Below are 22,976 nucleotides of genomic sequence, written 5' to 3' on the forward strand. Positions count from 1 at the left end.
CCCGCCCGAGGAAGGACCCACCGCACGTGTCCAAGAAGCGCACCAAGAACGCCCGTCGCGGGCGGAAGATGTCCGCGGCCCAGCAGGCCCGTCAGCGGAACTTGCACCAGGGGGCCGGCTCGGGTCCCCGGTCCGGTTCGGAATCCGCGGCGGCACCGGCCGACGGCGTGGCCGCGGCCCGGCAGCGGGCCATGAGTTCCGCCACGCACCGTTCGACCGGGACCGGTTCGGCGACCGGCGAGAACGAGCACGTGCCGCTGTTCCCACCGAGCAAACGCCCACCGGCGGACCCGAACCGAACACCGTGGGAGACCTACGCGTGCATGGTCATGGCCGCCTTGATCGTGTTCCTGCTACCGGACGTCCGCAATCCGGAGAACCCGTGGCCGCACTGGTTCAACGTCGCACCGCTGGCTTTCGGTGTCCTCGGTGGCTTGTTCGCCCTGTTGGACAAGCGACGACGGCTGGCCCTGATCTCTTCCGCGGTCGGCCTGGTCCTGTTCGTGGTGCTCATGGCGGTGCTGGCGACGCTCGGCCGTCTCTGAGTCGGATCAGGCCGACACCCTAGACTGGTGCGGTGCTCTTGCTGTGCCTTGATACCTCCGCTGCAGCCTCGGTCGCCGTCGTCGACACGACGCCCCAGGCCCCCCGCGTGCTCGCGCGCTGGGAGACCGCGGACACCCGCTCCCACGCCGAGGTCTTGACGCCCGCGGTGGAAACCACGCTGAACCAGGCCGGGATCGCGGCCGGTGAGCTGGACGGAATCCTGGTGGGCACGGGGCCGGGACCCTTCACCGGCCTGCGCGCCGGCCTGGTGACCGCGCGGACGCTGGGTTTCGTGTGGGATCTGGAACTTTTCGGAATGTGCAGCCTCGAGGCGATCGCCCACGATGTCGCCTCGCTCCCGGAGCCGGTGCGCCCGTCGGAGTTCGCCGTGGCCACCGATGCGCGCCGCCGGGAGGTCTACTGGGCCACCTACACCGTGGCCGACGGCGAGGACGCCGGCCCACGCGCCCTCGCGAGCGGCAGCCCCCGCGTGGGTGCGGCCTCGGAACTCCCCGACGTACCCGTCTACGGTCGTGGTGCCGGCCTGTACCCCGAACTCCTGGCGCACCCGGTGCTCCAAGCTGTTCCAGGGGCCCACGACACCGCTCCGCCCGTCGAATGGCAACCGCACGCGGCGTCGTTGGGACTGGCGGCGGCAGCCGCGTTGGCGGCTGACCTCGAACTGAGCGACGACACCTCGCCGCTGTACCTGCGGGAGTCCGACGCCAAGGTTCCCGGCCCGCGGAAGAAGGCCACGGCGTGAGTTCCCAGGCCGGAACCTGGCGTCTGCGCGCGGCCACGGTGGCTGATGTGGCCGACATTGAGCATCTCGAGCAGCAGATTTTTCCCGACGACGCGTGGTCCCTGGAGATGATCCTGGGGGAAGTCACCCATCCGACCCGCAGCTACTGGGTCGCCACCACGGGCACACCACCCGAGGACCGAGTGATCGGTTACGCGGGAGTCATGGTGGTGGGCGACACGGCGGACGTCCAGAACATCGCGGTGGTTCCGGGCGTTGAGGGCCGCGGCATCGGAACCGCCCTGTTGACCCGGCTCCACCAGGAGGCCGTCGACCGCGGAGCGCGTGAGGCGCTGCTGGAGGTGCGCGTGGACAACCAGCGCGCGCAGGAGCTCTACCGCCGCTTCGGATATCGCGACCTCACGGTCCGACCCCGTTACTACCCGGGGGGCGTGGACGCCCTGGTCATGCGCGCCGAGCTGACTCCGCCCCGGCCCCCGAGCACCACCGATCTGACCGGCCACATGACCACGGTCCACGCAACAACCGACCCGTCGACCACCAGCCAGAGAACCAGCCAGTCAACAAGCCAGAGAACCGAAGGCCATGACCGTGACCAGTGAATCCGTTCGGGACCCCCTGATCCTGGGCATCGAGACCTCGTGCGACGAAACCGGGGTGGGCATCGTGCGTGGACGCACCCTGCTGGCCAACACCGTGTCATCGTCCATGGATCAGCACGTCCGCTTCGGTGGCGTGATTCCTGAAATCGCCTCCCGCGCCCACCTGGAGGCCTTCGTCCCCACGCTTCAGGAGGCGCTGGAGACGGCGGGAGTGACCCTGGACGACGTCGACGCCATCGCGGTGACCGCGGGTCCCGGGCTGGCCGGGGCGCTCATGGTGGGTGTGTCGGCGGCCAAGGCCTTGGCGCTGTCGACCGGCAAGCCCCTGTACGGAATCAATCACCTGGTCGCGCACGTCTCGGTGGGCCTCCTGCACGATGGCCACGGCGACGTGACCCGCGAGCTCGTCGACGACGACGGCGCCCTGGTCCAGGGGCTCGGCGCGGTCCTGGTCTCCGGAGGGCACACCGAGATCCTGCGGGTCAGGGACCTCGCCGACGACGTCGAACTGCTGGGCGCCACGATCGACGACGCCGCGGGTGAGGCCTACGACAAGGTGGCCCGGCTGCTCGGGCTGAGCTACCCGGGCGGACCCACGATCGACCGCGCCGCCGTCGACGGCGATCCGAAGGCCTTCAAGTTCCCGCGCGGGCTGTCCAACGCCAAGTACATGGGCTCGGCTGAAAATCGCGGCAAGCGCCGCTACGACTTTTCCTTCTCCGGGCTCAAGACCGCGGTGGCCCGCGTGGTCGAGGCGCACGAGGCGGAGGGGCTGGAGGTTCCGGTGGCCGACATCGCCGCGTCCTTCCAGGAGGCCGTGGTCGACGTCATCACCCGCAAGGCCGTGCTGGCCGCCACGGAGAACGGCATCACCACGCTCCTGCTGGGCGGCGGAGTGGCCGCCAATTCCCGTCTGCGCGACCTGCTGGCCGAGCGCTGCGCCGACCACGGCATCCGCCTGGTGGTCCCGCCGTTGTCCCTGTGCACGGACAACGGGGCCATGGTCGCAGCACTCGGTTCACGACTGGTGTCCCGGGGCGTTGCTCCTACGGGGTTGGCGTTCACCGCCGACCCCGGTCTGCCGGTCACGTCGGTGAGCGTGGCTGAAGCGTAGCCGCGAGCGCTCCGACCGCTGCCCCTTGTGCCCCGCCACCTCGGCTGTGAACTACTCCCGTTCCGTCTGGTCCTGCAGGAACTGGAAGACCTCGACCTCGTCCACACCCGGGAAGGCGCCGGAGGGCATGGCCGCCAGCAGGTGCGCGTTGGCCCGGGCGGCCGGGCGGGCGTTGCCGCCCCACGCGGATTCCAGTTCGGGGGAGGGGATCCGGCAGCACGTCGGGTCCGGGCAGCGGGACACGGACCGGGAGGTGGTGTCCTTGCCTCGGAACCACCGGGCGTCGTCGAACGGCACCCCGATGGACAGCGAATACAGGCCGGAGGAATGCCCCTCGACCACGGCGGTGCACCAGTACGTCCCGTTGGGGGTGTCCGTGTACTGGTTGAAGGCGCGGAAGTGGTCGCTGACGTCGAAGACCTCCCGTGAGGTCCAGTACCGGCAGACCTGCTGGCCCTCGATCGCGCCGATGTGATCGGACGGGAAGAGCACCTCGTCGTTCTCGTAGGCCTTGTGGATGATGCCCGACTCGTGCACCTTCTGGAAGTGGCAGCGGATGCCTAAGTGCTCGGTGGCCAGGTTGGTGAACCGGTGGGCGGCTGATTCGTAGGAGACCCCGAAGACGTCGCGCAGGTCCTCGATGGCCAGATCACGGCGTTCCTTGGCGGTCCGAAGGAACCGCACGGTTTGCTTCTGCGGCATCATGAGCGCCGCGGCGAAGTAGTTGGTGTAGACCCGCTGGCGCAGGAAGTCCGAGTAGTCCTCCGGTTCGCCCTGGTTCAACACGTACGCACCGATGGCCTGCAGCAACACCGAACGGGGCTCGTGGCCGGGTGTCCCCACGCGGGAGAGGTAGAACCGCCGGTTCTTCAGGTCCGTCACCGACCGCGTGGAATGGGGCAGCCCGGAGACCAGGTGCACCGAGAACCCCAGATGCTCCGCGATGTCCGCCGCCGCGTGGTGGCTCAGTGGCCGGTCCGCGTGCCCCACGGCCTCGAGCAGCCGCTGAGCCTCCTGTTCGAGCTCCGGGTAGTGGTTGCCGCAGGCCTTCATCTCTTGCCGCAGCTCCACGTTCGCCCGCCGCGCCTCCTCGGGGGTGGCGGCCTGCTCCTCCATCCGGCGACGCAGTTCCAGCTGCAGCCCGGCGATCACTTCCAACACCTCCGTGGGCATCCGCGGGGTGATCTTGACGGTGGGCAGCTGCAGCGAGGCGTAGTGCGGGGAACGCTGGGCCTTCTCGACGGCGATCTCCAGTGCCGCGCGCCGGCTCGGGGCCTCGGTGCTCAGCAGGGCGTCCATGCTGACGCCCAGGGCCGACGCCAGATCTGAGAGCAGGCTCAACTTGGGTTCTCGCCGGCCGTTCTCGACCAGCGACAGGTGGGAGGCCGTTGCCCCGACCCGATCCGCGAGGGCGTCAAGAGTGAGGCTGCGCTGCGTGCGCAGATGCCGGAGCCGCCGCCCCAGCACCACGCCGTCCCAGGACTCGGCTGCCTCTCCGGAGTCGAGCCGGGGAGAGGGTGAGGTGCGGGCCGGGAGTGCCTGGATCGGGGGGAGTGCCATGGCAGGACTATGGCAGGTCCGCGAGGGCCTGTCCACGCGTTCCTGTCAAGAACCGGTTATCTTATGTCGTTTCACGGAAACTGAGGTCGTTCTCGCTTGAAAGACCCGCAAATCCTGCACATCTTGGAAGCCCGTCAGGTGCGGCTGTTCTTTTCTCGACGGACCCCTCGTGCGGCCCGGTCGGCGCGATCAGAGTTGTCCACACGAGCCGGGCAATCAACCGCCAGGCACTTCAGATGACGACCAACAGAGCACGAGCAACACATCACGATCGGAGCCAGATCATGGCACAGCAGCGCACCCCCGTTTCCGCCGAACACATCCAGCACGACTGGGACAACAACCCGCGGTGGCAGAACACCGAACGGACGTTCACCGCCGCCGACGTCGTGAAGCTGCGGGGTCGGGTCCAGGAGGAGAACACGCTGGCCCGCCGCGGTGCGGAGAAGCTGTGGGATCAGCTGAGCACGGAGCACAGCACGGGTGACTACACCAACGCCCTCGGCGCGTTGACCGGCAACCAGGCTGTGCAGCAGGTCAAGGCCGGCCTGCGGGCCATCTACCTCTCCGGCTGGCAGGTCGCCGCGGATGCCAACCTTTCCGGCCACACGTACCCGGACCAGTCCCTGTACCCGGCCAACTCCGTTCCTCAAGTGGTCCGTCGGATCAACAACGCGCTCCTGCGTGCGGATCAGATCGAACACGCGGAAGGCGTCCACACGGTCGAGGACTGGTTGGTGCCGATCGTCGCCGACGCCGAAGCCGGCTTCGGCGGCCCCCTCAACGCCTACGAACTCATGAAGTCCATGATCACCGCCGGGGCCTCCGGGGTGCACTGGGAGGACCAGCTGGCCTCCGAGAAGAAGTGCGGCCACCTGGGCGGCAAGGTCCTGATCCCCACCGGCCAGCACGTGCGGACCCTCAACGCGGCCCGACTGGCCGCCGACGTCGCCGACGTTCCATCGGTCATCGTGGCCCGCACAGATGCCGAGGCCGCCACGTTGATCACCTCCGACGTCGACGACCGTGACCGCGAGTTCCTGACCGGTGACCGCACCGCCGAAGGCTTCTACCAGGTCCGTAACGGGGTGGAGCCGTGCATCGCCCGCGCCAAGGCCTACGCACCCTACGCGGATCTCATCTGGATGGAGACCGGCACCCCGGACCTGAACCTGGCCCGCCGCTTTGCCGAAGCCGTCAAGTCCGAGTTCCCGGACCAGATGCTGGCGTACAACTGTTCGCCGTCGTTCAACTGGAGGAAGAACCTGGACGACGCCACGATCGCCACCTTCCAACGCGAGCTCGGTGCCATGGGTTTCACCTTCCAGTTCATCACCCTGGCCGGTTTCCACGCCCTGAACCACTCGATGTTCGACCTTGCCCGCGGGTACAAGGAACGGCAGATGTCCGCCTACGTGGAACTCCAGGAACGCGAGTTCGCCGACGAGGCGCACGGCTACACCGCGACCAAGCACCAGCGCGAGGTGGGCACCGGGTACTTCGACGCGATCTCCACCGCCCTCAACCCGGAGGGCTCGACCCTGGCGCTGGCCGGTTCGACCGAGGCCGGGCAGTTCCACTGAGCGGAGCCGCCCGTTCCGCACCGATCCCACCCGTCGCACCCAACACCAACACCACCAACACCACCCGCACCGCCCCGAACGCCCACGCACCCCCAGGAGTACGCCATGTTTGCATCGACCACCGAAGTGACCGTCAACGGCATCACGCTGCGGGGCCACCAGGTCCCTGGACAACGCAAGATCCTGACCCTGGAAGCACTTGAGTTCCTGGCCCATTTGCACCGGAAGTTCGAGTCCCGGCGTCGCGACCTGCTCGCGGACCGCCAAGAGGTCAAGGCCAAGATCTCCCGGGGGTGGACCCCGGACTACCCGGAGGAGACGCGTTCGATCCGGGAGGACGACACCTGGCAGGTGGCGCCCTTGGCCCCCGGCCTGAACTACCGCCAGGTGGAGATCACCGGCCCGGTGGACCGGAAGATGACCGTCAACGCCTTGAACTCGGGAGCCATGGGGTGGATGGCCGATTTCGAGGACTCCTCGACCCCCGCCTGGGAGAACGTGGTGGGCGGGCAGGTCAACATGTACGACGCCATCCGTCGCCAGATCGACTTCACCACCGAGGCAGGCAAGCGCTACCACCTGGACCCGGACCCCCAGGACCGGATCCCCACGATCAACGTGCGGCCCCGCGGCCTGCACCTCACGGAGGACCACGTGTTGGTGGACGGGGAACCCATCTCCGGCTCCCTCATGGACTTCGGGCTCTACTTCTTCCACAACGCCAAGGAACTGATCTCGCGCAGCAGGGGCCCCTACTTCTACCTCTCCAAGCTCGAGCACTACCGCGAGGCGCGCTGGTGGAACGACGTGTTCTGCGCCGCCCAGGACTACCTGCGGATCGACCGTGGAACCATTCGTGCCACGGTTCTCATGGAGACCATCACGGCCGCCTTCCAGATGGAGGAGATCCTCTACGAGCTGCGCGAGCACGCGGCCGGTCTCAACGCCGGACGGTGGGACTACATCTTCTCGATCATCAAGATGTTCCGGGACCGGGGGCCCGAGTTCGTGCTGCCGGACCGCGCGCAGGTCACCATGACCGCCCCCATGATGCGTGCCTACACGGACCAACTCGTCCGCGCCTGCCATCGCCGTGGGGCCTCCGCGATCGGCGGGATGGCCGCCCAGATCCCGAACCGGAAGGATCCCAAGGCGCACAAGGCCGCCCTGGAGAAGGTGCACGAGGACAAGCTGCGCGAGGCCAACGACGGCTTCGACGGCTCCTGGGTGGCCCATCCGGATCTGGTGCCGATCGCCATGGAGGCCTTCGGTGAGGTCCTGGGCACCTGCCCCCACCAGATCCGCACCCAGAAGCGCACCGACGTCACCCCGGACGCCGCCGCACTGCTCGATGTGGGCGCGACCGAAGGTGAGATCACCGAAGCCGGGATCCGGCTCAACATTGACGTCGGAATCCGGTACATGGAGTCCTGGCTGCGGGGCACGGGTGCCGCCGCCATCCACGGACTCATGGAGGACGCTGCCACCGCTGAGATCTCGCGTTCGCAGATCTGGCAGTGGATCGACGCCGGCGCCCACGCCCGCACGTCGGAAGTCGGTGACGCCCGCAAGGTCACCCGTGCCTGGGTTCAGGAGATGGTGGAAGAGGTTTTCACGGAACTGTCGCGCACCGACGGCGACCGGTTCGACGACGCCCGGGACCTGTTCGTGGCCTCCGCCCTCGCGGAGCAGTTCCCGGCCTTCCTGACCGTCCCGGCCTATGAACAGTGCCTCTCCGCAACGGCCCAGCGCCGGGAGGAGCCGACCCGGGCATTCGCAGAAGCCGCAGCCTGATCCGTCTCTCCTCCACCTACCCGCCGAGTTCGGGGTTGTTCCGCCTATTCGACCGAATAGGCGGAACAACCCCGAACTCGGCGCATGTGGCGGCGGGGAGTGTGGGGGTGGGGGAGCGGTGGTGGGGGTGGTGCTTCAGGAGGTCTGGACCTGGCGGACCACGTCCAGGGCGGTTTCGCGCAGGTCGCCGTCGTGGGCGTCAGCGATCGCTCGCTGCCGCTGGTAACCGGCGCCGTCGGCGATGATCTCCAGAACCCAGGACAGCTCGGTGGCGCACCCCAGGTCCTCGGCAATGGGAGTGAGCCGCTCGACGATCTCCGCCAGGTGGTCGGTGACGCGCGGTTCGGCCAGGGAGTTGTCCTTGATGATGATGGCGTCCAGGCCGTACCGTGCCGCCCGCCACTTGTTCTCCTTGACCAGCCAGGGACGCATCTGCTCGACCGTCCCGCCGCCGTCGAGAATCCTGGAGGTCTCCTCGACCAGGCACTGGGTGAGGGCGGCGATCGCGCCGATGTGCCGGAGGCTGGACGGGGCGTCGCAGAAACGCATCTCCACCGTCCCGAACTTGGGGACCGGACGCACGTCCAGGCGCGATTCGCTGATGTCGTCGATCACGCCGGTGGTCAACAGGTCACCCAGGTGCTGTTCGTACTCCGCCCAGTCCTTGAACGCGTAGGGGAGACCCGCGGTGGGCAGCTGCTGGAAGATCTGGGAGCGGTGGGAGGCATAGCCGGTGTCCTGCCCGTTCCAGTACGGCGAATTGGCGGACAACGCCAGCAGGTGCGGGTAGTGGGCCAGCAGTCGGTCCTGCACGGGCAGCGCCTTGTCCTGCGAGTCGACCCCCACGTGGACGTGCATTCCGTAGATGACCATTTGTCGGCCCCAGTACTGGGCGCGGTCCACCACCGTGAAGTAGCGGTCCTTGTCCACCACGGACTGTTCCTGCCACCGCGAGAACGGATGGGTGCCGGCAGAGAACACGGCCAGCCCGCGGGGCTCGGCAATGCCTCGAATCTCCCGCATGAGTTCGGCGAGCTGACCCGTGGCTTGTGAAACGGTGTCGCACACGCCCGTGACCAGTTCGACCGTGTTCTCCAGGAACTCTCCCGTGAGGGTGGGGCCCATGGCCTGGTCGTCGGCGCGATCGGGCAGCGCCTGGTGTACGGCCTTCATGACCTCTTGGCCGCGGGGCACCAGCGCACCGGTGGTGGCGTCGACCAGGGCCACTTCCCATTCCAGACCGATCGTGGACTGGGAGGAGTGCTCGAACTCGATGTGCACGGAACCTCGCTGCCGATGTGCGCCGTATGGAACGGAAGGGGAACGGGTGGGAACTGTGTGGAACGGGCGTTCACGGGTGCGGACTACGGCGTCGCAGCCCGCGGAGAACACACTCTAGTTTAGGGAGCAGGCTGCCAGTACCGGATGTCCTGTCTAGTCTGGAGGACATGCGCCGTAACCCGATTTCCCCCTCCGGCTTGGCCACCACCGTCCTCCTGACCGCAGGGCTGTTCGTGCTCCCGTCATGCGCATCGGGTGGACCCGGTGACGGTTCCTCCGGTGCCGCTTCGGCCTCCGGTGATCCGACCTCCACCACCTCGACGACGACGGGCCCATGGGCCGTCGACGCCGCAACCCAGGAGGCCGCCGAACAGGCCGTCCGGTCGATGAGCGTGGAGGAGAAGGCCGGTCAGGTCATCGTGGCGAGCTTCGACGGGTCGGACGCCGCCGCCGTCGACGCCCAGATCCAGACGATTGAGGACCTCCATCTGGGCGGTGTGATCGTCATGGGTCGCAACGTGCCGACAACGGGGGGAGCGGGTGAGACCCAGGAGGACAGCGCGCTGGGTGGTGCTCAGGGCGTGGACGTGAACGCCATGACCGAGCAGAACGCCCGGATGCAGGACGCGCTGTCCAGCGCGCACGAAGGCCAGGACTGGCCCGGCATCATCTCGGTGGACCAGGAAGGCGGTACGGTCACCCGCCTCGGAGCGCCCTTGACCCAGTGGCCGCTGACCTCGGACATCGGCGCGGCGAATGACCCCGACCTGACCAGGGAAGCGGCCGCGGGGTTGGCCTCGGAGCTCTCGGGGCTCGGCTTCACGATGAACAACGCACCGTCCGCGGACGTCACCACGCCAGGGGACGCCGTGATCCTGGACCGCTCCTACGGGTCGGTTCCGGAGAACGTGGGGGAGCAGGCCGTGGCCTCCGTCGAGGGGCACACGGGCGCGGGACTGGTGTCATCTCCCAAGCACTTCCCGGGACACGGGTCCGTGACCACCGACTCCCACGTCGGCCTGCCGGTCCAGGAGAAGTCCGTCGAGGACCTCAAGACCTCCGACTGGGTGCCCTTCCAGGCCGCGGTGGACGCCGGTGCCCCGACGGTCATGATGGGCCACATCGCGGTCTCGGAATGGGACGCAAAGATCCCCGCAACACTGCAGTCGAAGGCCTACGACGCCGTCCGCAACGACCTGGGCTTCAAGGGCGCGGTGGTGACAGATGCGCTGGACATGGGTGCACTGCATGGCATGGTCGGTCCCGGAAAGACGATCGACACCGGCGTGACCACCCCGGCCGGCGCCGCACTGCAGGCCGGCGCGGACCTGCTGCTCATGCCCGAGGACGAGGCCGTCGCCCACGCCGACATCGTCCAGGCCGTCGAATCCGGTGCCATCCCGGAGGACCGGCTCGACGAGGCCGCGACCCGGGTGGTGGCCCTGCAGATGATGCAGAAGAAGGCTGCCGAGGACCCGGAGGCCCCGGCCAGTGAACCGGGCAGCCACCAGGAGCTGGTCACCAGGATCGAGGAGGCCCAGCCCGCGCAGTGACGCGCTTGGTGAAACCGAGAAACGGACTACCGCACGGGGTCCGCGACCAGGACCACGCGGCGCTCGCCGTCGTCGGTGGCCACCCGGGTGAGGATCAGGGTGGCGCGGTTGGGCCCCTTGGGTTTGAGCTGCTTGCGCAGCTGCTCGGGGGTGACATCCGTGCCCCGCTTCTTGATCTCCAGGGTTCCCACCTGGTTGGTCTTGACCCAGGTCTTGAGCACCTTGACGGTGTGCGGCAGGACTTCCCGGATGCGGTAGGCGCGGGCGAACGGTGATGCGGTAGTGGCATCTTCCGATTCCAACCCGACCAGGTAGGCGATCCGAGGATGCAGCAATTGGGCGCCCAGGTCCGCGGCCAGTTCCTGCACCAGCCCGGCCCGGATCACCGCGCCGTCGGGTTCCCACAGGAGTTCGCCTGCGTTCGGCACCCCGCGGGGCGTCGGTTCCGATGACGCCTCTGACGTCGGTTCCGACGACGGCGACCCCTGGGATTGAGCGTCCGTGGGCCCCTGTGGAAAGTCCTCGGCGGAGGTCAACTCGTGGACCCGGCCGTCGTCGTCCATGACGGTCGCCGCGCGTCGTACGCCTTCGCGCGCCAGGGTGTTGAACCAGAGCACGACTTCGACAACGTCCCCGCGGTGGGAGACCCATTGGGCTTCGCACCCCGAGGGGATGGCGTCGTGCGGAAGGCCCGGCCCCAGCTTGACCCCCACGGGCATCCCGGTGGCGGCAAGAGCCTCGACGAAGGACAGGGGAGGGGAGAACGCTTCCGGGTCGAAGAGCCGGTGGCTCGCCGCGGATTCGGGACGGTCCGGTGTGCGCCGCGCCGGATCCAGCCACACCGCCTCGGGGCGCCCACCCGGGAGGTCGTCGAGCCCGAGGTCGAGCACGTCACCGCAGACCACGGTGGTGTCCCGGAAGTCCGCCAGATTGGCCGAGGCGACCGCTGCGGTCGTGGGATCGAGCTCCACCGCCACGACGCCGAGTCCGCGCTCGGCCAGTGCGATGGCGTCCGCGCCGATGCCACAGCCCAGATCGGCCACGTTCGCCACACCTGCCGCCGCGAATCGGCGGGCGTGAAGATCGGCCACCGCGTGGCGGGTGGCCTGTTCCAGACCCGCTCGGGTGAAGAACATCCGGGGAGCCCGATCGCCGAACTTCTCCGCGGCGGCGGTCCGAAGTCGGGACTGGGTCACGGCGGCGGCCGCCACCTCCGGATCGACCCCCTCCGCGCGCAGACGCGTCACGTGCGCAAGGGCGTCGCGTTCGCGGTACGGACCCAGCCCGTCCACCAAGGCTCGACCCTCGGGGGTCAACAGGCGCAACAGTGGTGAAGATTCCTCGACCGGGGCTGGGGCATCGGAGGCGTACGCGGAGGACACAACCACCACGCTACCGTCGGCCGGCTCCGGGCCAGCCACGGACCCACTGTCCGCTGTGAGCGTCAGGCTGGCACTCGCCTTGACCGACTGCTAAGGGGCTCTTACAGTGATCGTTGGCACTCTCCTTGCGGGGGTGCTAAGGGAATCGGGCCGATCGGCACCGCGACGACGGTTGGCACGCCCGCAGGTCCACGTCCATCCGGGATCCCCTGACCCGGCCACCTCGAGTGGCCGCGCACAGGGGGCAGCAGCCCGGGTGAGTGACCGTGACAAGCACAAGCATTCCGACGCGACTCACCCGTGAGTCCATGAAAAGGAGCCATCGTGTCGATCTCCATCAAGCCGCTCGAAGACCGCATCGTCGTTCAGGTTGTTGAAGCCGAGCAGACCACCGCTTCCGGTCTGGTCATCCCGGACACCGCCAAGGAGAAGCCCCAGGAGGGCAAGGTCCTGGCTGTCGGCCCGGGTCGTTTTGACGAGTCCGGCAACCGCCTTCCGATGGACGTCAAGGAGGGCGACGTCGTGATCTTCTCCAAGTACGGCGGAACCGAGGTCAAGTACGGCGGCCAGGAGTACCTGGTCCTCCCGGCGCGCGACGTCCTCGCCGTCGTCGAGAAGTGAGCTGAGTTCACACCGACATGGCAAAGCAACTCATTTTCAATGAGGACGCCCGTAACCATCTGAAGGCGGGCGTCGACAAACTCGCCGACACCGTCAAGGTCACCCTGGGCCCCCGCGGCCGCAACGTGGTGCTCGACAAGCAGTGGGGCGCACCCGTCATCACCAACGACGGCGTGACCATCGCCCGCGAGGTCGAGCTCGACGACGCGTACGAGAACCTGGGCGCCCAACTGGCCAAGGAAGTCGCGACCAAGACCAACGACGTCGCCGGTGACGGAACCACCACCGCAACGGTGCTGGCCCAGGCGCTGGTGACCGAAGGCCTGCGAAACGTGGCCGCCGGTGCCGCTCCCGCCCAGATCAAGAAGGGCATCGAGGCCGCGGTGGAGGCAGTGTCCCAGCGTCTGCTGGACAACGCCCGCCCCGTGGAAGGCGAACAGACCGCCAGGGTCGCCGCCATCTCCTCGCAGTCCGACGAGATCGGCGAACTGATCGCCCGTGCCTTCTCCGTGGTGGGCAAGGACGGCGTGATCACGATCGAGGACGGCTCGGGCACCGAGATCGAACTCGACGTCACCGAAGGCATGCAGTTCGACAAGGGCTACCTGTCGCCGTCGTTCGTCAAGGACGCCGAGCGCCAGGAAGCCGTCATGTCCGATGGCTACATCCTGCTCTACCAGGGCAAGATCTCCTCGGCCGCCGACATCATGCCGGTGCTCGAGAAGGTCCTGCAGGCCAAGAAGCCGCTGACGATCATCGCCGAGGACGTCGAGGGCGAAGCCCTGTCCACGCTCGTGGTCAACAAGCTGCGCGGCAACCTGGACGTCGTCGCCCTCAAGGCACCGGGCTTCGGGGACCGCCGCAAGGCGATCCTGGAGGACCTGGCCGCCCTGACCGGTGGCACCGTGGTGACCTCCGAACTGGGGATCACGCTCGAGCAGGTCACCCTGGACCAGCTCGGCACGGCCCGCACCGTGACCGTGACCAAGAACGACACCACGATCGTCGACGGCGGCGGCACCACCGAAGCCATCGAGGATCGGGTCTCCCAGATCCGGGCCCAGGTCGAGCGCACCGATTCCGAATGGGACCGGGAGAAGCTGCAGGAGCGCCTGGCGCGCCTCTCCGGCGGTGTCTCGGTCATCAAGGTGGGCGCTGCGACCGAGGTCGAGGCCAAGGAACGCAAGCACCGGATCGAAGACGCCGTGTCCTCGACCCGCGCTGCCCTGGAGCAGGGCATCGTCGCCGGCGGTGGTTCGGCTCTGGTGCACGCCTCCAAGGCTCTGGACGAGAACGATCTCGGCCTCAGCGGTGACGCCCTGGTGGCGGTGGACATCGTCCGCCGGGCCCTGCGTGAACCCTTGCGGTGGATCGCGCAGAACGCCGGTCAGGACGGCTACGTCGTCGTGTCCCGGGTCCAGGACCTGGAGCCGGGCAACGGCTACGACGCCAAGGCAGACCGGTACACCGACCTGCTGGCCGCCGGGATCATCGATCCGGTCAAGGTTACGCGTTCCGCTCTGCAGAACGCCGCTTCGATCGCCGCGCTGGTCCTGACCACGGAGACGCTGGTCACGGACAAGCCGGCCGAGTCCGACGATCACGGGCACCAGCACTGACGCCCTGACAGAACACGGGCGGCGCCCCTGAAGGGCCCCGCCAGGTGACGAGCCTCGCCCACCCGGTTACGGGTGGGCGAGGCTTTTCGCTGGTAAGTTCAAGCCGCGTGCGGTCTGGGAGCGGGCCGCTTCCGTGTCGCAACGTCGCACCAGGGCCCGGGCCGACCGCCGGGTCGCCGTGTCTGGACGAGGGGATTGAAGAGAAGCATGGGTGAAATCGGCCAGGAGCGGAAGTCGGGCCTCGACCCCGCCGCTGTGGACCAGGTGGCCCGGTACTCGGGATTCCGCCCGGAGATCCAGGGCCTGCGGGCCGTGGCCGTCTTCATGGTCGTGTCCTACCACATCTTCTTCGGCCGGGTATCCGGTGGCGTGGACATCTTCCTGCTGATCTCCGCGTTCTTCATGACGCTCTCCTTCGTGCGCAAGCTCGAAGGCGGCCGGCCTCTGCAACTGGGCCGCTACTGGTTGCACACCTTCAAGCGGCTGCTCCCCATGGCCGTGGTCACCGTTCTGGGCACCTTGGTGCTGACCGCACTGTTCTTCCCCGCCAACCGGTTCGAGGAAGTCACGCGCCAAGCCGTCTCGACGCTGACCTACACCCAGAACTGGGCCTTGGCCTTCACCCAGGTGGACTACTACGCGGTCGACCGCTCCACGGCCAGCCCCCTGCAGCACTTCTGGTCGCTGTCTGTCCAGGGACAGGTCTTTCTCACCTGGCCGCTGATCTTCGGCCTGGCCTGGTTGATCACCCGACGCACCCGGTTGCGCGTGGTCCCGGTTCTCGCCGTTCTCTTCGGGGCGGTGTTCACGGCTTCCCTGATCTTCTCCGTGATCACCACGGCCGAACAGCAGGAATTCGCCTACTTCGACACCCGCACCCGCCTCTGGGAATTCGCCCTGGGCTCCCTGCTGGCCCTGGCGATTCCGTACCTCAACCCGCCCCGCTGGTTGCGCGTCCCACTGGGGTGGGCCGGCCTGATCTCCATGATCCTGGTGGGCTTTCTGGTGGATGTCCAGGGCGCCTTCCCCGGGTGGATCGCGCTGTGGCCGCTCCTGTCGGCCGCCGCCATCATGGTCGCCGGGCAGTCCGGTTCCCCGATCGGGCTCGACCGGATCTTCGCCTCCCGGCCGCTGGTCAAACTCGGTGACGCCTCCTACGCCCTGTACCTGGTGCACTGGCCGCTGCTGATCACCTACCTGGTTCTGCGTGAGCGCCCCGTCGCGGGCCCCCGCTCGGGCGTGGTGCTCGTCCTGGTGTCACTGGGCCTGGCCATCCTGGCCACCAAGTTCATCGAAAAGCCCCTCAAGAAGTGGAAGTGGCCGGAGGCGACCAAGCCCCGACTAATCGGTGCGGTCATCTTGTGCCTGATCATCGGCCTCACCCCCGCGTTGGCCTGGCAGCAGGCCATGAACCGGCAGGTGGAGACGGCCCCGAGTGGTCCGAACACGGACAACCCCGGTGCGTATTCGCTGGCCGCCGACTACCAGCCCACGGGTAACGACGACGCCCCCACCATCCCGTTGCCCCAGCAGCTCGAGGCTCAGGCTCCCAACCGTGGACCGGCCTGCCCGGCGGAGTGGAACATCCCGGCAGAAGCACAGGGGCTGTGCACCAACGCCACGCCTGACGTGGAGAACCCTGAACAGACCCTTCTGCTGATCGGCAACTCCCACGCCGAACACTGGCTGGATGCCATTCGGCCGCTGGCCGAGGCCAACAACTGGCGCATCGTGACCTACATCAATCCGGGCTGTTACTTCACCACCGAGGAGGATCAACGCTTTGACAACTGCCGCCCGTGGCTGGCAGCAGCCGACCCGCTGATCGAGACCGTCGACCCGGACATGATCGTCACCCAGTCGACGTTCACCAATGCCGAGGGTGAGTTCTACAAGGAACCGTTCGCGCAACGGCTGCAGGAGCTGACCGACGAAGGACGTCGCGTGGTGGGGATCCGCGACATTCCGCGTTTCACGGAACCCGGTGCGGACTGTGCCCTGCAGTCCCGGACCGACGGTGCCCCGGAGTGCACCCGGGGGCATCCGATGCTCGGCCAACCGGACCCCGCTCAGCCCCTGGCTGACGCGAATCCTCTGTTCTCCGAGGTGGACCTGGTGGATCAGGTCTGCCCGGACGAGAAGTGCCCCGCGGTCATCGGCAACATGTACGTCCAGTGGGACTCAGGGCACCTGACGGTTCCGTTCACGCGCTCCTTGGCACCCGTCTTCGCCGAACGCTTCACCGCCGCAGTGGCCACGGACGGCGTCGTCGTGGAGGAACAACCGGACCTGCCCCTGGTCGAACCCGGTGAACTGGAGAAGGACCCGTCGATGGAGCCCACCGGCGGCCAATGAGCGGCGTGGCTCACTGTCTTGGGAGCCGGTGCCGCCGGGTGCCTAGAATGAGCCGAAGCCCCATCCCGCGAAAGGTGTCGTAGTGTCTGAAACCCCCGTGCCCACCGCGCTGTCCGAGGATCCGTTCGGCCTCACCGGCCTCACCTACGACGACGTGCTCCTACTGCCGGGGAACACCAACGTGATTCCTTCCGAGGCATCCACCCGGTCCCGGCTCTCGCGGCGCATCGAGTTGGAGGTGCCCCTGCTCTCCGCGGCCATGGACACCGTGACCGAGTCCAAGATGGCCATCCAGATGGCGCGTCTGGGCGGCATGGGCGTGCTGCACCGCAACCTCTCCATCCAAGACCAGGCCGACAACGTGGACCGGGTCAAGCGCAGCGAGTCCGGCATGATCACCGCTCCGGTGACCATCGGCCCGGACGCCACCATTGCGGAACTCGACCGCCTGTGCGGCTACTACAAGGTCTCCGGCCTGCCCGTGGTGGAGGACGGCGACCGGCTGGTGGGCATCATCACCAACCGGGACATCCGTTACCTGCCGGAAGGCGACTACCAGACCCGCACCGTGCGGGAGATCATGACCCCCATGCCCCTGATCACGGGCCGAGTGGGCATGCCCAAGGACGAGGCCTTCAAGCTGCTGGCCTCCAACAAGCTCGAGAAGCTCCCGCTCGTGGACGACGCCGGACGCCTCACCGGGCTCATCACCATCAAGGACTTCACCAAGGCGGAGCAGTACCCCCACGCCTCCAAGGACGCGGAGGGCCGCCTGCGGGTGGGTGCCGCCGTCGGGTTCTTCGGCGACGGCTGGGAACGCGCCATGGCCCTCGTGGAAGCCGGCGTGGACGCGCTGTTCATCGACACAGCCAACGGTCACTCGCAAGGTGTTCTGGACATGATCGCCCGCCTCAAGAAGGACTCCGCGGTGGACCACGTGGACGTCATCGGCGGCCAGGCGGCCACCCGGGCCGGCGCCCAGGCCCTGATCGACGCCGGCGCCGACGCCGTCAAGGTCGGCGTGGGGCCGGGCTCGATCTGCACCACACGCGTGATTGCCGGGGTGGGCGTGCCCCAGGTGACCGCGATCAACGAATCGGCCAAGGCAGCCATCCCGGCCGGTGTCCCGCTGATCGCCGACGGCGGTCTGCAGCACTCCGGCGACATCGGCAAGGCACTCGTGGCCGGCGCCGACTCCGTCATGGTCGGATCCCTGCTGGCGGGCACCGACGAGTCCCCCGGGGACCTGATCTTCGTGCAGGGCAAGCAGTTCAAGGCCTACCGCGGCATGGGCTCCCTGGGGGCCATGCAGACCCGGGCCGGCAACACGTCGTTCTCCAAGGACCGCTACTTCCAGGCCGACGTGGCCTCCGACGAGAAGCTGATCCCCGAAGGCATCGAGGGCCAGGTTCCGTACCGGGGCCCGCTGGCCTCCGTGCTCCACCAGCTCGACGGCGGTCTGCGGCAGACCATGTTCTACACCGGTGCCGCGACGGTCGAGGAACTCAAGTACAAGGGCAAGTTCGTGCGGATCACCCCGGCGGGGTTGAAGGAATCCCACCCGCACGACATCTCCATGACCGTCGAAGCCCCCAACTACAAGCGCTGATCCCGGCGCCGATCAGGACGAACACCGTGACCATGAACCTTGACATCGAGATCGGCCGCTCCAAGCGTGCCCGGCGTACGTACTCGCTGGACGAGATCGGGCTCGTGCCGTCCCGGCGCACCCGGGACCCGCGCGAGGTTTCGACCGGGTGGAAGATCGACGCGTACTCCTTCGACACGCCCTTCATCGGCGCACCGATGGATTCGGTGATTTCCCCGGCCACCGCGATCGCCATGGGCCGCCTGGGGGTCTTGGGCGTGCTGAACCTCGAAGGACTGTGGACCCGCTACGAGGACCCGCAGCCCATGCTGGACGAGATCGCCGACCTGGCGGCCGACGACCTGCCCGCTGCCACGCGGCGCATGCAGGCGATCTACGCCGAACCCATCCAGCCGGAACTCATCACCGAACGGTTGCGGGAGATCCGCGAGGCCGGCGTCATCGTGGCCGGGGCGCTGACCCCGCAGCGCACCCAGGAGCACTACCGGACGGTCATCGAGGCTGGCGTGGACCTGTTCGTGATCCGCGGGACCACCGTCTCGGCGGAGCACGTGTCCCAGGCCGAGGAGCCGCTGGACCTCAAGAAGTTCATCTACGACCTGGACGTGCCGGTGATCGTGGGTGGGGCGGCCGGTTACACGCCTGCACTGCACCTGATGCGCACGGGTGCCGCCGGAGTCCTGGTCGGCCTGGGTGGCGGTGCGGCCATGCGCACGGAGCAGGTCCTGGGCATCCACGCCGCGGGTGCCTCAGCGATTTCCGACGTCGCCGCGGCCCGCCGCGACTACATGGACGAGTCCGGGGGCCGGTACGTGCACGTGATCGCCGACGGCGGACTGGGCACTTCCGGATCGATCGTCAAGGCCCTCGCCATGGGCGCCGATGCGGTCATGCTCGGCACCGCGTTGGCCCGGGCGGAGGAGGCACCCGGGCAGGGGTGGCACTGGGGGGCCGAGGCCCATCACGCCGATGTTCCCCGCGGTGTGCGCACCCGGGTGGAGACCGTGGCACCCCTGGAGCAGCTCCTGCAGGGTCCGTCCCATCACGTGGACGGGACCTCCAACCTCGTCGGCTCGCTACGGCGTGCGATGGCGACCACCGGGTACACGGACCTCAAGGCGTTCCAGCGCTCGGAGGTCGTGATCCGCGGCTGACCTCGGGTCGGCCACGTCGGCCGCCAGGGATTGGGTGCCGCCCGGCGGCGATCACTAGACTGGCACGGTGCTACGGACAGCCCTCAGACCCAAATCACTCGCCGTGCTGGCGGTGTGTCTGAGCATCGCCACCGCGTTCGTGCTCCTGAGCAGGTGGCAACTCGAATCCAGCCACGACGGTCGGACGGTCTACGACCCCGCCAAGGAGGTCGTGACCGACATCGGCGATGTCGTGCCGGCCGGTGAGCCTGCGTTGGCCACCTTCGCGGACCAGGCCGTGTCCGCCACCGGGACCTATCGCCCCGATTCCACGGTGGTGATCGCGGACCGGCTGCAGAACGGGACCCGCGGTTGGTGGGTGGTCGACGCCCTCGAGGTGCAGGATTCCGCCGACCAGTGGCCCGACGCCGGGCAGGACCTCGTGATTCCCGTCGTGCGCGGGTGGGTCGAGGACCCGGAGGTAGGACTGGACACCGAACCGCCGTCGGGGGAGGTCGCCGTCGTCGGACGATTCCTCCCACCGGAAGCGCCCGTGTCCACCGAGGACCAGCCCGAAGGCGTGTACGCCTCCCTCTCACCGGCCCAGCTGACCAACGTGTGGGACGCCCCGGTCTACTCGGGGTTCGTGACGGCCGACGCGGAGTCTGCCGCGGCCGACGGGCCCCGGATCGATGCCGACGGCACGCTGCCCCAGGACGGTTCCTTGCTCAGTGGGGACCTGGAGATCGTCCGGGTGGACCAGCAGCCCACGGACACGTCCGTGAACTGGCTCAACGTGTTCTACGCCCTGGAATGGGTGGTCTTCGCGGGCTTTGCTCTGTGGATCTGGTTCCGCTCCGTCCTCGACGACCACCGGCGTGAGACCGATCCCGAGTCCTGGTTCGTCCTGGGTGGGGACGAGACCCCGTACTACTGGGACGATGAAGCGGAGCGTTACTACTACTACGACCCCGTGGCCGACACCTACTACTACTTCGACGACCAACCGAGCCGTTCCGGGTCCTCGAGCGGCTCGGGCCCCCGCACAGAAAGCGATCAGATCTGATGACCCCCTCTTCCGAGAACGCCCGGCACCAGGACGCGGATTCCGCACCCAAGCCCCGCGAGCGGACCGACGGTGTGCGCGTCCCGGTGCCGGAGGGGGCCGACCCGTCCAAGGCGGCTCGCCCCGGGAGCCCGGATTCGGCGGCGATCCGCACCCGGCGCCGGTTCGGCGGCACCGAATCCCAGATCCGCGGGGCCCTGGTGTTCTACATGGTGTGCGCCTGGGTCTCCGGTACCTTCCTGCTCCTGCTGGTCGCGGAGATGATCACCCGCTACGGCTTCGGTTACGACCTGATCGCGGGGGGAACGTGGGCGGCCACCGGGGAATCGAACTTCCTGGGGTTGCGCAACAACGACCTCATGACGATCGACGGCGGCGTCAACGTATCCACCTGGATCCTGATCGTCCACGGCTGGTTCTACGTTGTGTACCTGTTCTCCTGTTTCCGGGTCTGGTTGCTCATGCGCTGGCCGTTCCCGCAGTTGATCGTGATGGCCCTGGGTGGTGTGGTCCCGTTCCTGTCCTTCATCGTCGAACGCAAGATCCACCGCACTACGACGGCGGAGTTGGCAGCCAACCCCAAGGCAGCCAAACGTTACTGATTCACCTCCTGGTTGGTTCCCGGGCGCCCCGGAACGACTCCCGGGCAGGTTCTGTCCGACTCCGGATCCGCACTCCGGTGCCCTAGAATGACGGCCGTGACATCGCAGCCTTTTGACCCGGCCCACCTTTCCGCAGATGCCCCTGACCAGGGGCCCGTGCTCGTCGTCGACTACGGGGCTCAGTACGCCCAGCTGATCGCCCGCAGGGTCCGGGAAGCCGATGTCTATTCGGAGATCGTTCCCCACACGCTGTCCACGCAGGAGATCCTGGCCAAGAACCCGTCGGCCCTGATCCTGTCGGGCGGGCCGTCCTCGGTCTGGGCGGAAGGCGCTCCGCAGCGCGACGCCGCCCTGTTCGAAGCTGGCGTGCCCGTCCTCGGCATCTGCTACGGGTTCCAGGTCATGGCGCAGGCACTGGGCGGCACCGTCGCCAAGACCGGCGCACGCGAATACGGCTCCACGGACATTGCCGTGAACGTCACCGACGGCGCGGAGCCCACCTCGATCCTGGCGGGTACCCCGGCCACCCAGGTCGCCTGGATGAGCCACGGTGATTCCGTGACCCAGGCTCCTGAGGGCTTCGAGGTCCTGGCCTCCTCACCCGGTGCGCCCGTCGCGGCGTTCGCCGACGCCTCCCGGAAGCTGGCCGGTGTGCAGTGGCACCCGGAGGTGCGGCACTCCCGGTTCGGTCAGCAGGTCCTGCGGAACTTCCTGTTCGACGTCGCGGGACTGCAGCCCACTTGGTCCACGGAGAACATCATCGAACGCGAGGTCGCCAAGATCCGCGACCAGGTCGGCGACGGTCGCGCCATCTGCGGCTTGTCCGGGGGAGTGGACTCGGCCGTTGCCGCCGCGTTGGTGCAGCGGGCCATCGGTGACCGTCTGACCTGCGTGCTGGTGGACCACGGACTCATGCGTCAGGACGAGGTCGAACAGGTCGAGACCGAGTTCGTCGCCGCAACGGGCGTCAACCTGCACATCGCCCGCGAATCGGACCGGTTCCTGGGCGCCCTGGCGGGAGTGACCGAACCCGAGACCAAGCGCAAGATCATCGGCCGCGAGTTCATCCGCGCCTTCGAAGCCGCCGAAGCCGAGGTGCTGCTGGAAGCCAAGGCGGAAGGCGCTAAGGTGGGCTACCTGGTCCAGGGGACCCTGTACCCGGACGTCGTCGAATCCGGCGGTGGCGAGGGTGCGGCCACGATCAAGTCCCACCACAACGTGGGTGGCCTGCCCGAGGACCTCGAATTCGAACTGGTCGAGCCCTTGCGGGAACTGTTCAAGGACGAGGTCCGCGAAGTCGGCCGCCAGCTCGGGTTGCCCGAATCAATCGTCGGTCGGCAGCCGTTCCCCGGCCCCGGACTGGGCATCCGCATCATCGGTGAGGTCACCGAGCACCGTCTGGACATCCTCCGCCGCGCCGACGCCATCGCCCGCGCCGAGCTGACGGCGGCGGGTTTGGACAACGAGGTGTGGCAGATGCCCGTGGTGTTGCTCGCCGACGTCCACTCGGTCGGGGTCCAGGGCGACGGGAGGACCTACGGGCACCCCATCGTGCTGCGTCCCGTGTCCAGCGAGGACGCGATGACCGCCGATTGGTCCCGGTTGCCCACCGAGTTGCTGGCCAGGATCTCCAACCGAATCACCAACGAGGTCGAGGAGATCAACCGCGTGGTCCTCGACGTCACCTCCAAACCCCCCGGAACGATCGAATGGGAGTGATCGGTCGGGCCCCCACCGGCCGATCCCTCCCACGGGCCGAGCACCGCTGGCCCCACACGCCCTGACCGGGGCCG

The 22,976-nt window shown here is 68.1% G+C and carries 18 protein-coding genes; 15 read left to right on the top strand and 3 right to left on the bottom strand.

Annotated features, from left to right (window positions below; translation table 11 throughout):
- Window positions 1–26: 26 nt before the first annotated feature.
- From EDL96_RS06260 to tsaD, 4 genes are read left to right on the top strand one after another with little or no spacing between them, the layout of a single operon-like run.
- Window positions 27–545 (top strand): hypothetical protein, encoded by a 519-nt coding sequence (locus EDL96_RS06260; protein WP_123824945.1) that lies wholly within the window; start codon window positions 27–29, stop codon window positions 543–545.
- A 32-nt stretch (window positions 546–577) separates the two neighbouring features.
- Window positions 578–1,309, top strand: a complete 732-nt coding sequence (gene tsaB / locus EDL96_RS06265) for a tRNA (adenosine(37)-N6)-threonylcarbamoyltransferase complex dimerization subunit type 1 TsaB (RefSeq protein WP_123824946.1) — start codon at window positions 578–580, stop codon at window positions 1,307–1,309.
- Window positions 1,306–1,911, top strand: coding sequence for a ribosomal protein S18-alanine N-acetyltransferase (gene rimI / locus EDL96_RS06270; protein ID WP_123824947.1), 606 nt, complete (start codon window positions 1,306–1,308; stop codon window positions 1,909–1,911). The genes tsaB and rimI overlap by 4 nt, the downstream gene beginning before the upstream one ends.
- Window positions 1,895–3,025, top strand: a complete 1,131-nt coding sequence (gene tsaD / locus EDL96_RS06275; protein WP_123824948.1) for a tRNA (adenosine(37)-N6)-threonylcarbamoyltransferase complex transferase subunit TsaD — start codon at window positions 1,895–1,897, stop codon at window positions 3,023–3,025. Before rimI ends, tsaD begins: the two co-directional genes overlap by 17 nt.
- A 51-nt stretch (window positions 3,026–3,076) precedes the next feature.
- Here the strand turns inward: tsaD and EDL96_RS06280 are convergent, their stop codons facing one another.
- A complete protein-coding gene (locus EDL96_RS06280; RefSeq protein WP_123824949.1) occupies window positions 3,077–4,585 on the bottom strand; it encodes a helix-turn-helix domain-containing protein in 1,509 nt (502 codons plus the stop codon).
- Between the two features lie 284 nt (window positions 4,586–4,869).
- Here EDL96_RS06280 and aceA point away from each other — a divergent pair, with 284 nt between their 5' ends.
- Both aceA and aceB read left to right on the top strand, forming a co-directional pair.
- Window positions 4,870–6,168 carry an isocitrate lyase gene (aceA, locus tag EDL96_RS06285; protein ID WP_123824950.1) on the top strand — a complete coding sequence of 433 codons (1,299 nt, stop codon included), beginning with the start codon at window positions 4,870–4,872 and terminating at the stop codon, window positions 6,166–6,168.
- A gap of 105 nt (window positions 6,169–6,273) precedes the next feature.
- Entirely contained in the window at window positions 6,274–7,962 is a 1,689-nt protein-coding gene (gene aceB, locus EDL96_RS06290) for a malate synthase A (RefSeq protein WP_123824951.1), read from the top strand.
- 135 nt (window positions 7,963–8,097) lie between these two features.
- Here aceB and EDL96_RS06295 read toward each other — a convergent pair whose 3' ends face one another.
- The gene (locus EDL96_RS06295; protein WP_123824952.1) at window positions 8,098–9,243 is read right to left on the bottom strand and encodes a glutamate--cysteine ligase; all 1,146 of its coding nucleotides are present in this window, start codon (window positions 9,241–9,243) and stop codon (window positions 8,098–8,100) included.
- A 167-nt stretch (window positions 9,244–9,410) separates the two neighbouring features.
- On the opposite strand from EDL96_RS06295, the gene EDL96_RS06300 reads away from it, so the two are divergent.
- The gene (locus tag EDL96_RS06300) at window positions 9,411–10,796 is read left to right on the top strand and encodes a glycoside hydrolase family 3 protein (RefSeq protein WP_158609518.1); all 1,386 of its coding nucleotides are present in this window, start codon (window positions 9,411–9,413) and stop codon (window positions 10,794–10,796) included.
- Window positions 10,797–10,822: 26 nt separating this feature from the next.
- Here the strand turns inward: EDL96_RS06300 and EDL96_RS06305 are convergent, their stop codons facing one another.
- On the bottom strand, window positions 10,823–12,178 hold the full coding sequence (locus EDL96_RS06305) for a THUMP-like domain-containing protein (protein WP_407656917.1): 1,356 nt from the start codon (window positions 12,176–12,178) through the stop codon (window positions 10,823–10,825).
- A gap of 324 nt (window positions 12,179–12,502) precedes the next feature.
- Between EDL96_RS06305 and groES the strand changes: the two genes are divergently transcribed.
- From groES to guaA, 8 genes are all read left to right on the top strand, one after another.
- Window positions 12,503–12,799 (top strand): co-chaperone GroES, encoded by a 297-nt coding sequence (gene groES / locus EDL96_RS06310; RefSeq protein ID WP_047689510.1) that lies wholly within the window; start codon window positions 12,503–12,505, stop codon window positions 12,797–12,799.
- A 17-nt stretch (window positions 12,800–12,816) separates the two neighbouring features.
- Complete coding sequence (gene groL / locus EDL96_RS06315) at window positions 12,817–14,418, top strand: chaperonin GroEL (protein ID WP_123824954.1); 1,602 nt, start codon at window positions 12,817–12,819, stop codon at window positions 14,416–14,418.
- A gap of 207 nt (window positions 14,419–14,625) precedes the next feature.
- Window positions 14,626–16,773 carry an acyltransferase family protein gene (locus tag EDL96_RS06320; RefSeq protein WP_123824955.1) on the top strand — a complete coding sequence of 716 codons (2,148 nt, stop codon included), beginning with the start codon at window positions 14,626–14,628 and terminating at the stop codon, window positions 16,771–16,773.
- Window positions 16,774–16,855: 82 nt separating this feature from the next.
- On the top strand, window positions 16,856–18,382 hold the full coding sequence (gene guaB, locus EDL96_RS06325) for an IMP dehydrogenase (protein WP_199732550.1): 1,527 nt from the start codon (window positions 16,856–16,858) through the stop codon (window positions 18,380–18,382).
- A gap of 32 nt (window positions 18,383–18,414) precedes the next feature.
- The gene (locus EDL96_RS06330; protein ID WP_123825017.1) at window positions 18,415–19,536 is read left to right on the top strand and encodes a GuaB3 family IMP dehydrogenase-related protein; all 1,122 of its coding nucleotides are present in this window, start codon (window positions 18,415–18,417) and stop codon (window positions 19,534–19,536) included.
- A 67-nt stretch (window positions 19,537–19,603) separates the two neighbouring features.
- Window positions 19,604–20,581 carry an SURF1 family protein gene (locus EDL96_RS06335; protein WP_123824956.1) on the top strand — a complete coding sequence of 326 codons (978 nt, stop codon included), beginning with the start codon at window positions 19,604–19,606 and terminating at the stop codon, window positions 20,579–20,581.
- Window positions 20,581–21,183, top strand: a complete 603-nt coding sequence (locus EDL96_RS06340) for a DUF3817 domain-containing protein (RefSeq protein ID WP_123824957.1) — start codon at window positions 20,581–20,583, stop codon at window positions 21,181–21,183. Before EDL96_RS06335 ends, EDL96_RS06340 begins: the two co-directional genes overlap by 1 nt.
- An 87-nt stretch (window positions 21,184–21,270) precedes the next feature.
- On the top strand, window positions 21,271–22,902 hold the full coding sequence (guaA, locus tag EDL96_RS06345) for a glutamine-hydrolyzing GMP synthase (RefSeq protein WP_123824958.1): 1,632 nt from the start codon (window positions 21,271–21,273) through the stop codon (window positions 22,900–22,902).
- The last annotated feature ends 74 nt before the right edge of the window (window positions 22,903–22,976 follow it).

It is taken from the genome of Kocuria soli, from assembly GCF_003797835.1.
Lineage (GTDB): Bacteria > Actinomycetota > Actinomycetes > Actinomycetales > Micrococcaceae > Kocuria > Kocuria soli.

Coding starts and splice junctions, on each gene's coding strand:
- tsaD (WP_123824948.1), top strand. CDS start 1,895: ATGACCGTGACCAGTGAATCCGTTCGGGACCCCCTGATCCTGGGCATC.
- EDL96_RS06280 (WP_123824949.1), bottom strand. CDS start 4,585: ATGGCACTCCCCCCGATCCAGGCACTCCCGGCCCGCACCTCACCCTCT.
- aceA (WP_123824950.1), top strand. CDS start 4,870: ATGGCACAGCAGCGCACCCCCGTTTCCGCCGAACACATCCAGCACGAC.
- aceB (WP_123824951.1), top strand. CDS start 6,274: ATGTTTGCATCGACCACCGAAGTGACCGTCAACGGCATCACGCTGCGG.
- EDL96_RS06300 (WP_158609518.1), top strand. CDS start 9,411: ATGCGCCGTAACCCGATTTCCCCCTCCGGCTTGGCCACCACCGTCCTC.
- groL (WP_123824954.1), top strand. CDS start 12,817: ATGGCAAAGCAACTCATTTTCAATGAGGACGCCCGTAACCATCTGAAG.
- EDL96_RS06320 (WP_123824955.1), top strand. CDS start 14,626: ATGGGTGAAATCGGCCAGGAGCGGAAGTCGGGCCTCGACCCCGCCGCT.
- EDL96_RS06330 (WP_123825017.1), top strand. CDS start 18,415: ATGAACCTTGACATCGAGATCGGCCGCTCCAAGCGTGCCCGGCGTACG.
- EDL96_RS06340 (WP_123824957.1), top strand. CDS start 20,581: ATGACCCCCTCTTCCGAGAACGCCCGGCACCAGGACGCGGATTCCGCA.
- guaA (WP_123824958.1), top strand. CDS start 21,271: ATGACGGCCGTGACATCGCAGCCTTTTGACCCGGCCCACCTTTCCGCA.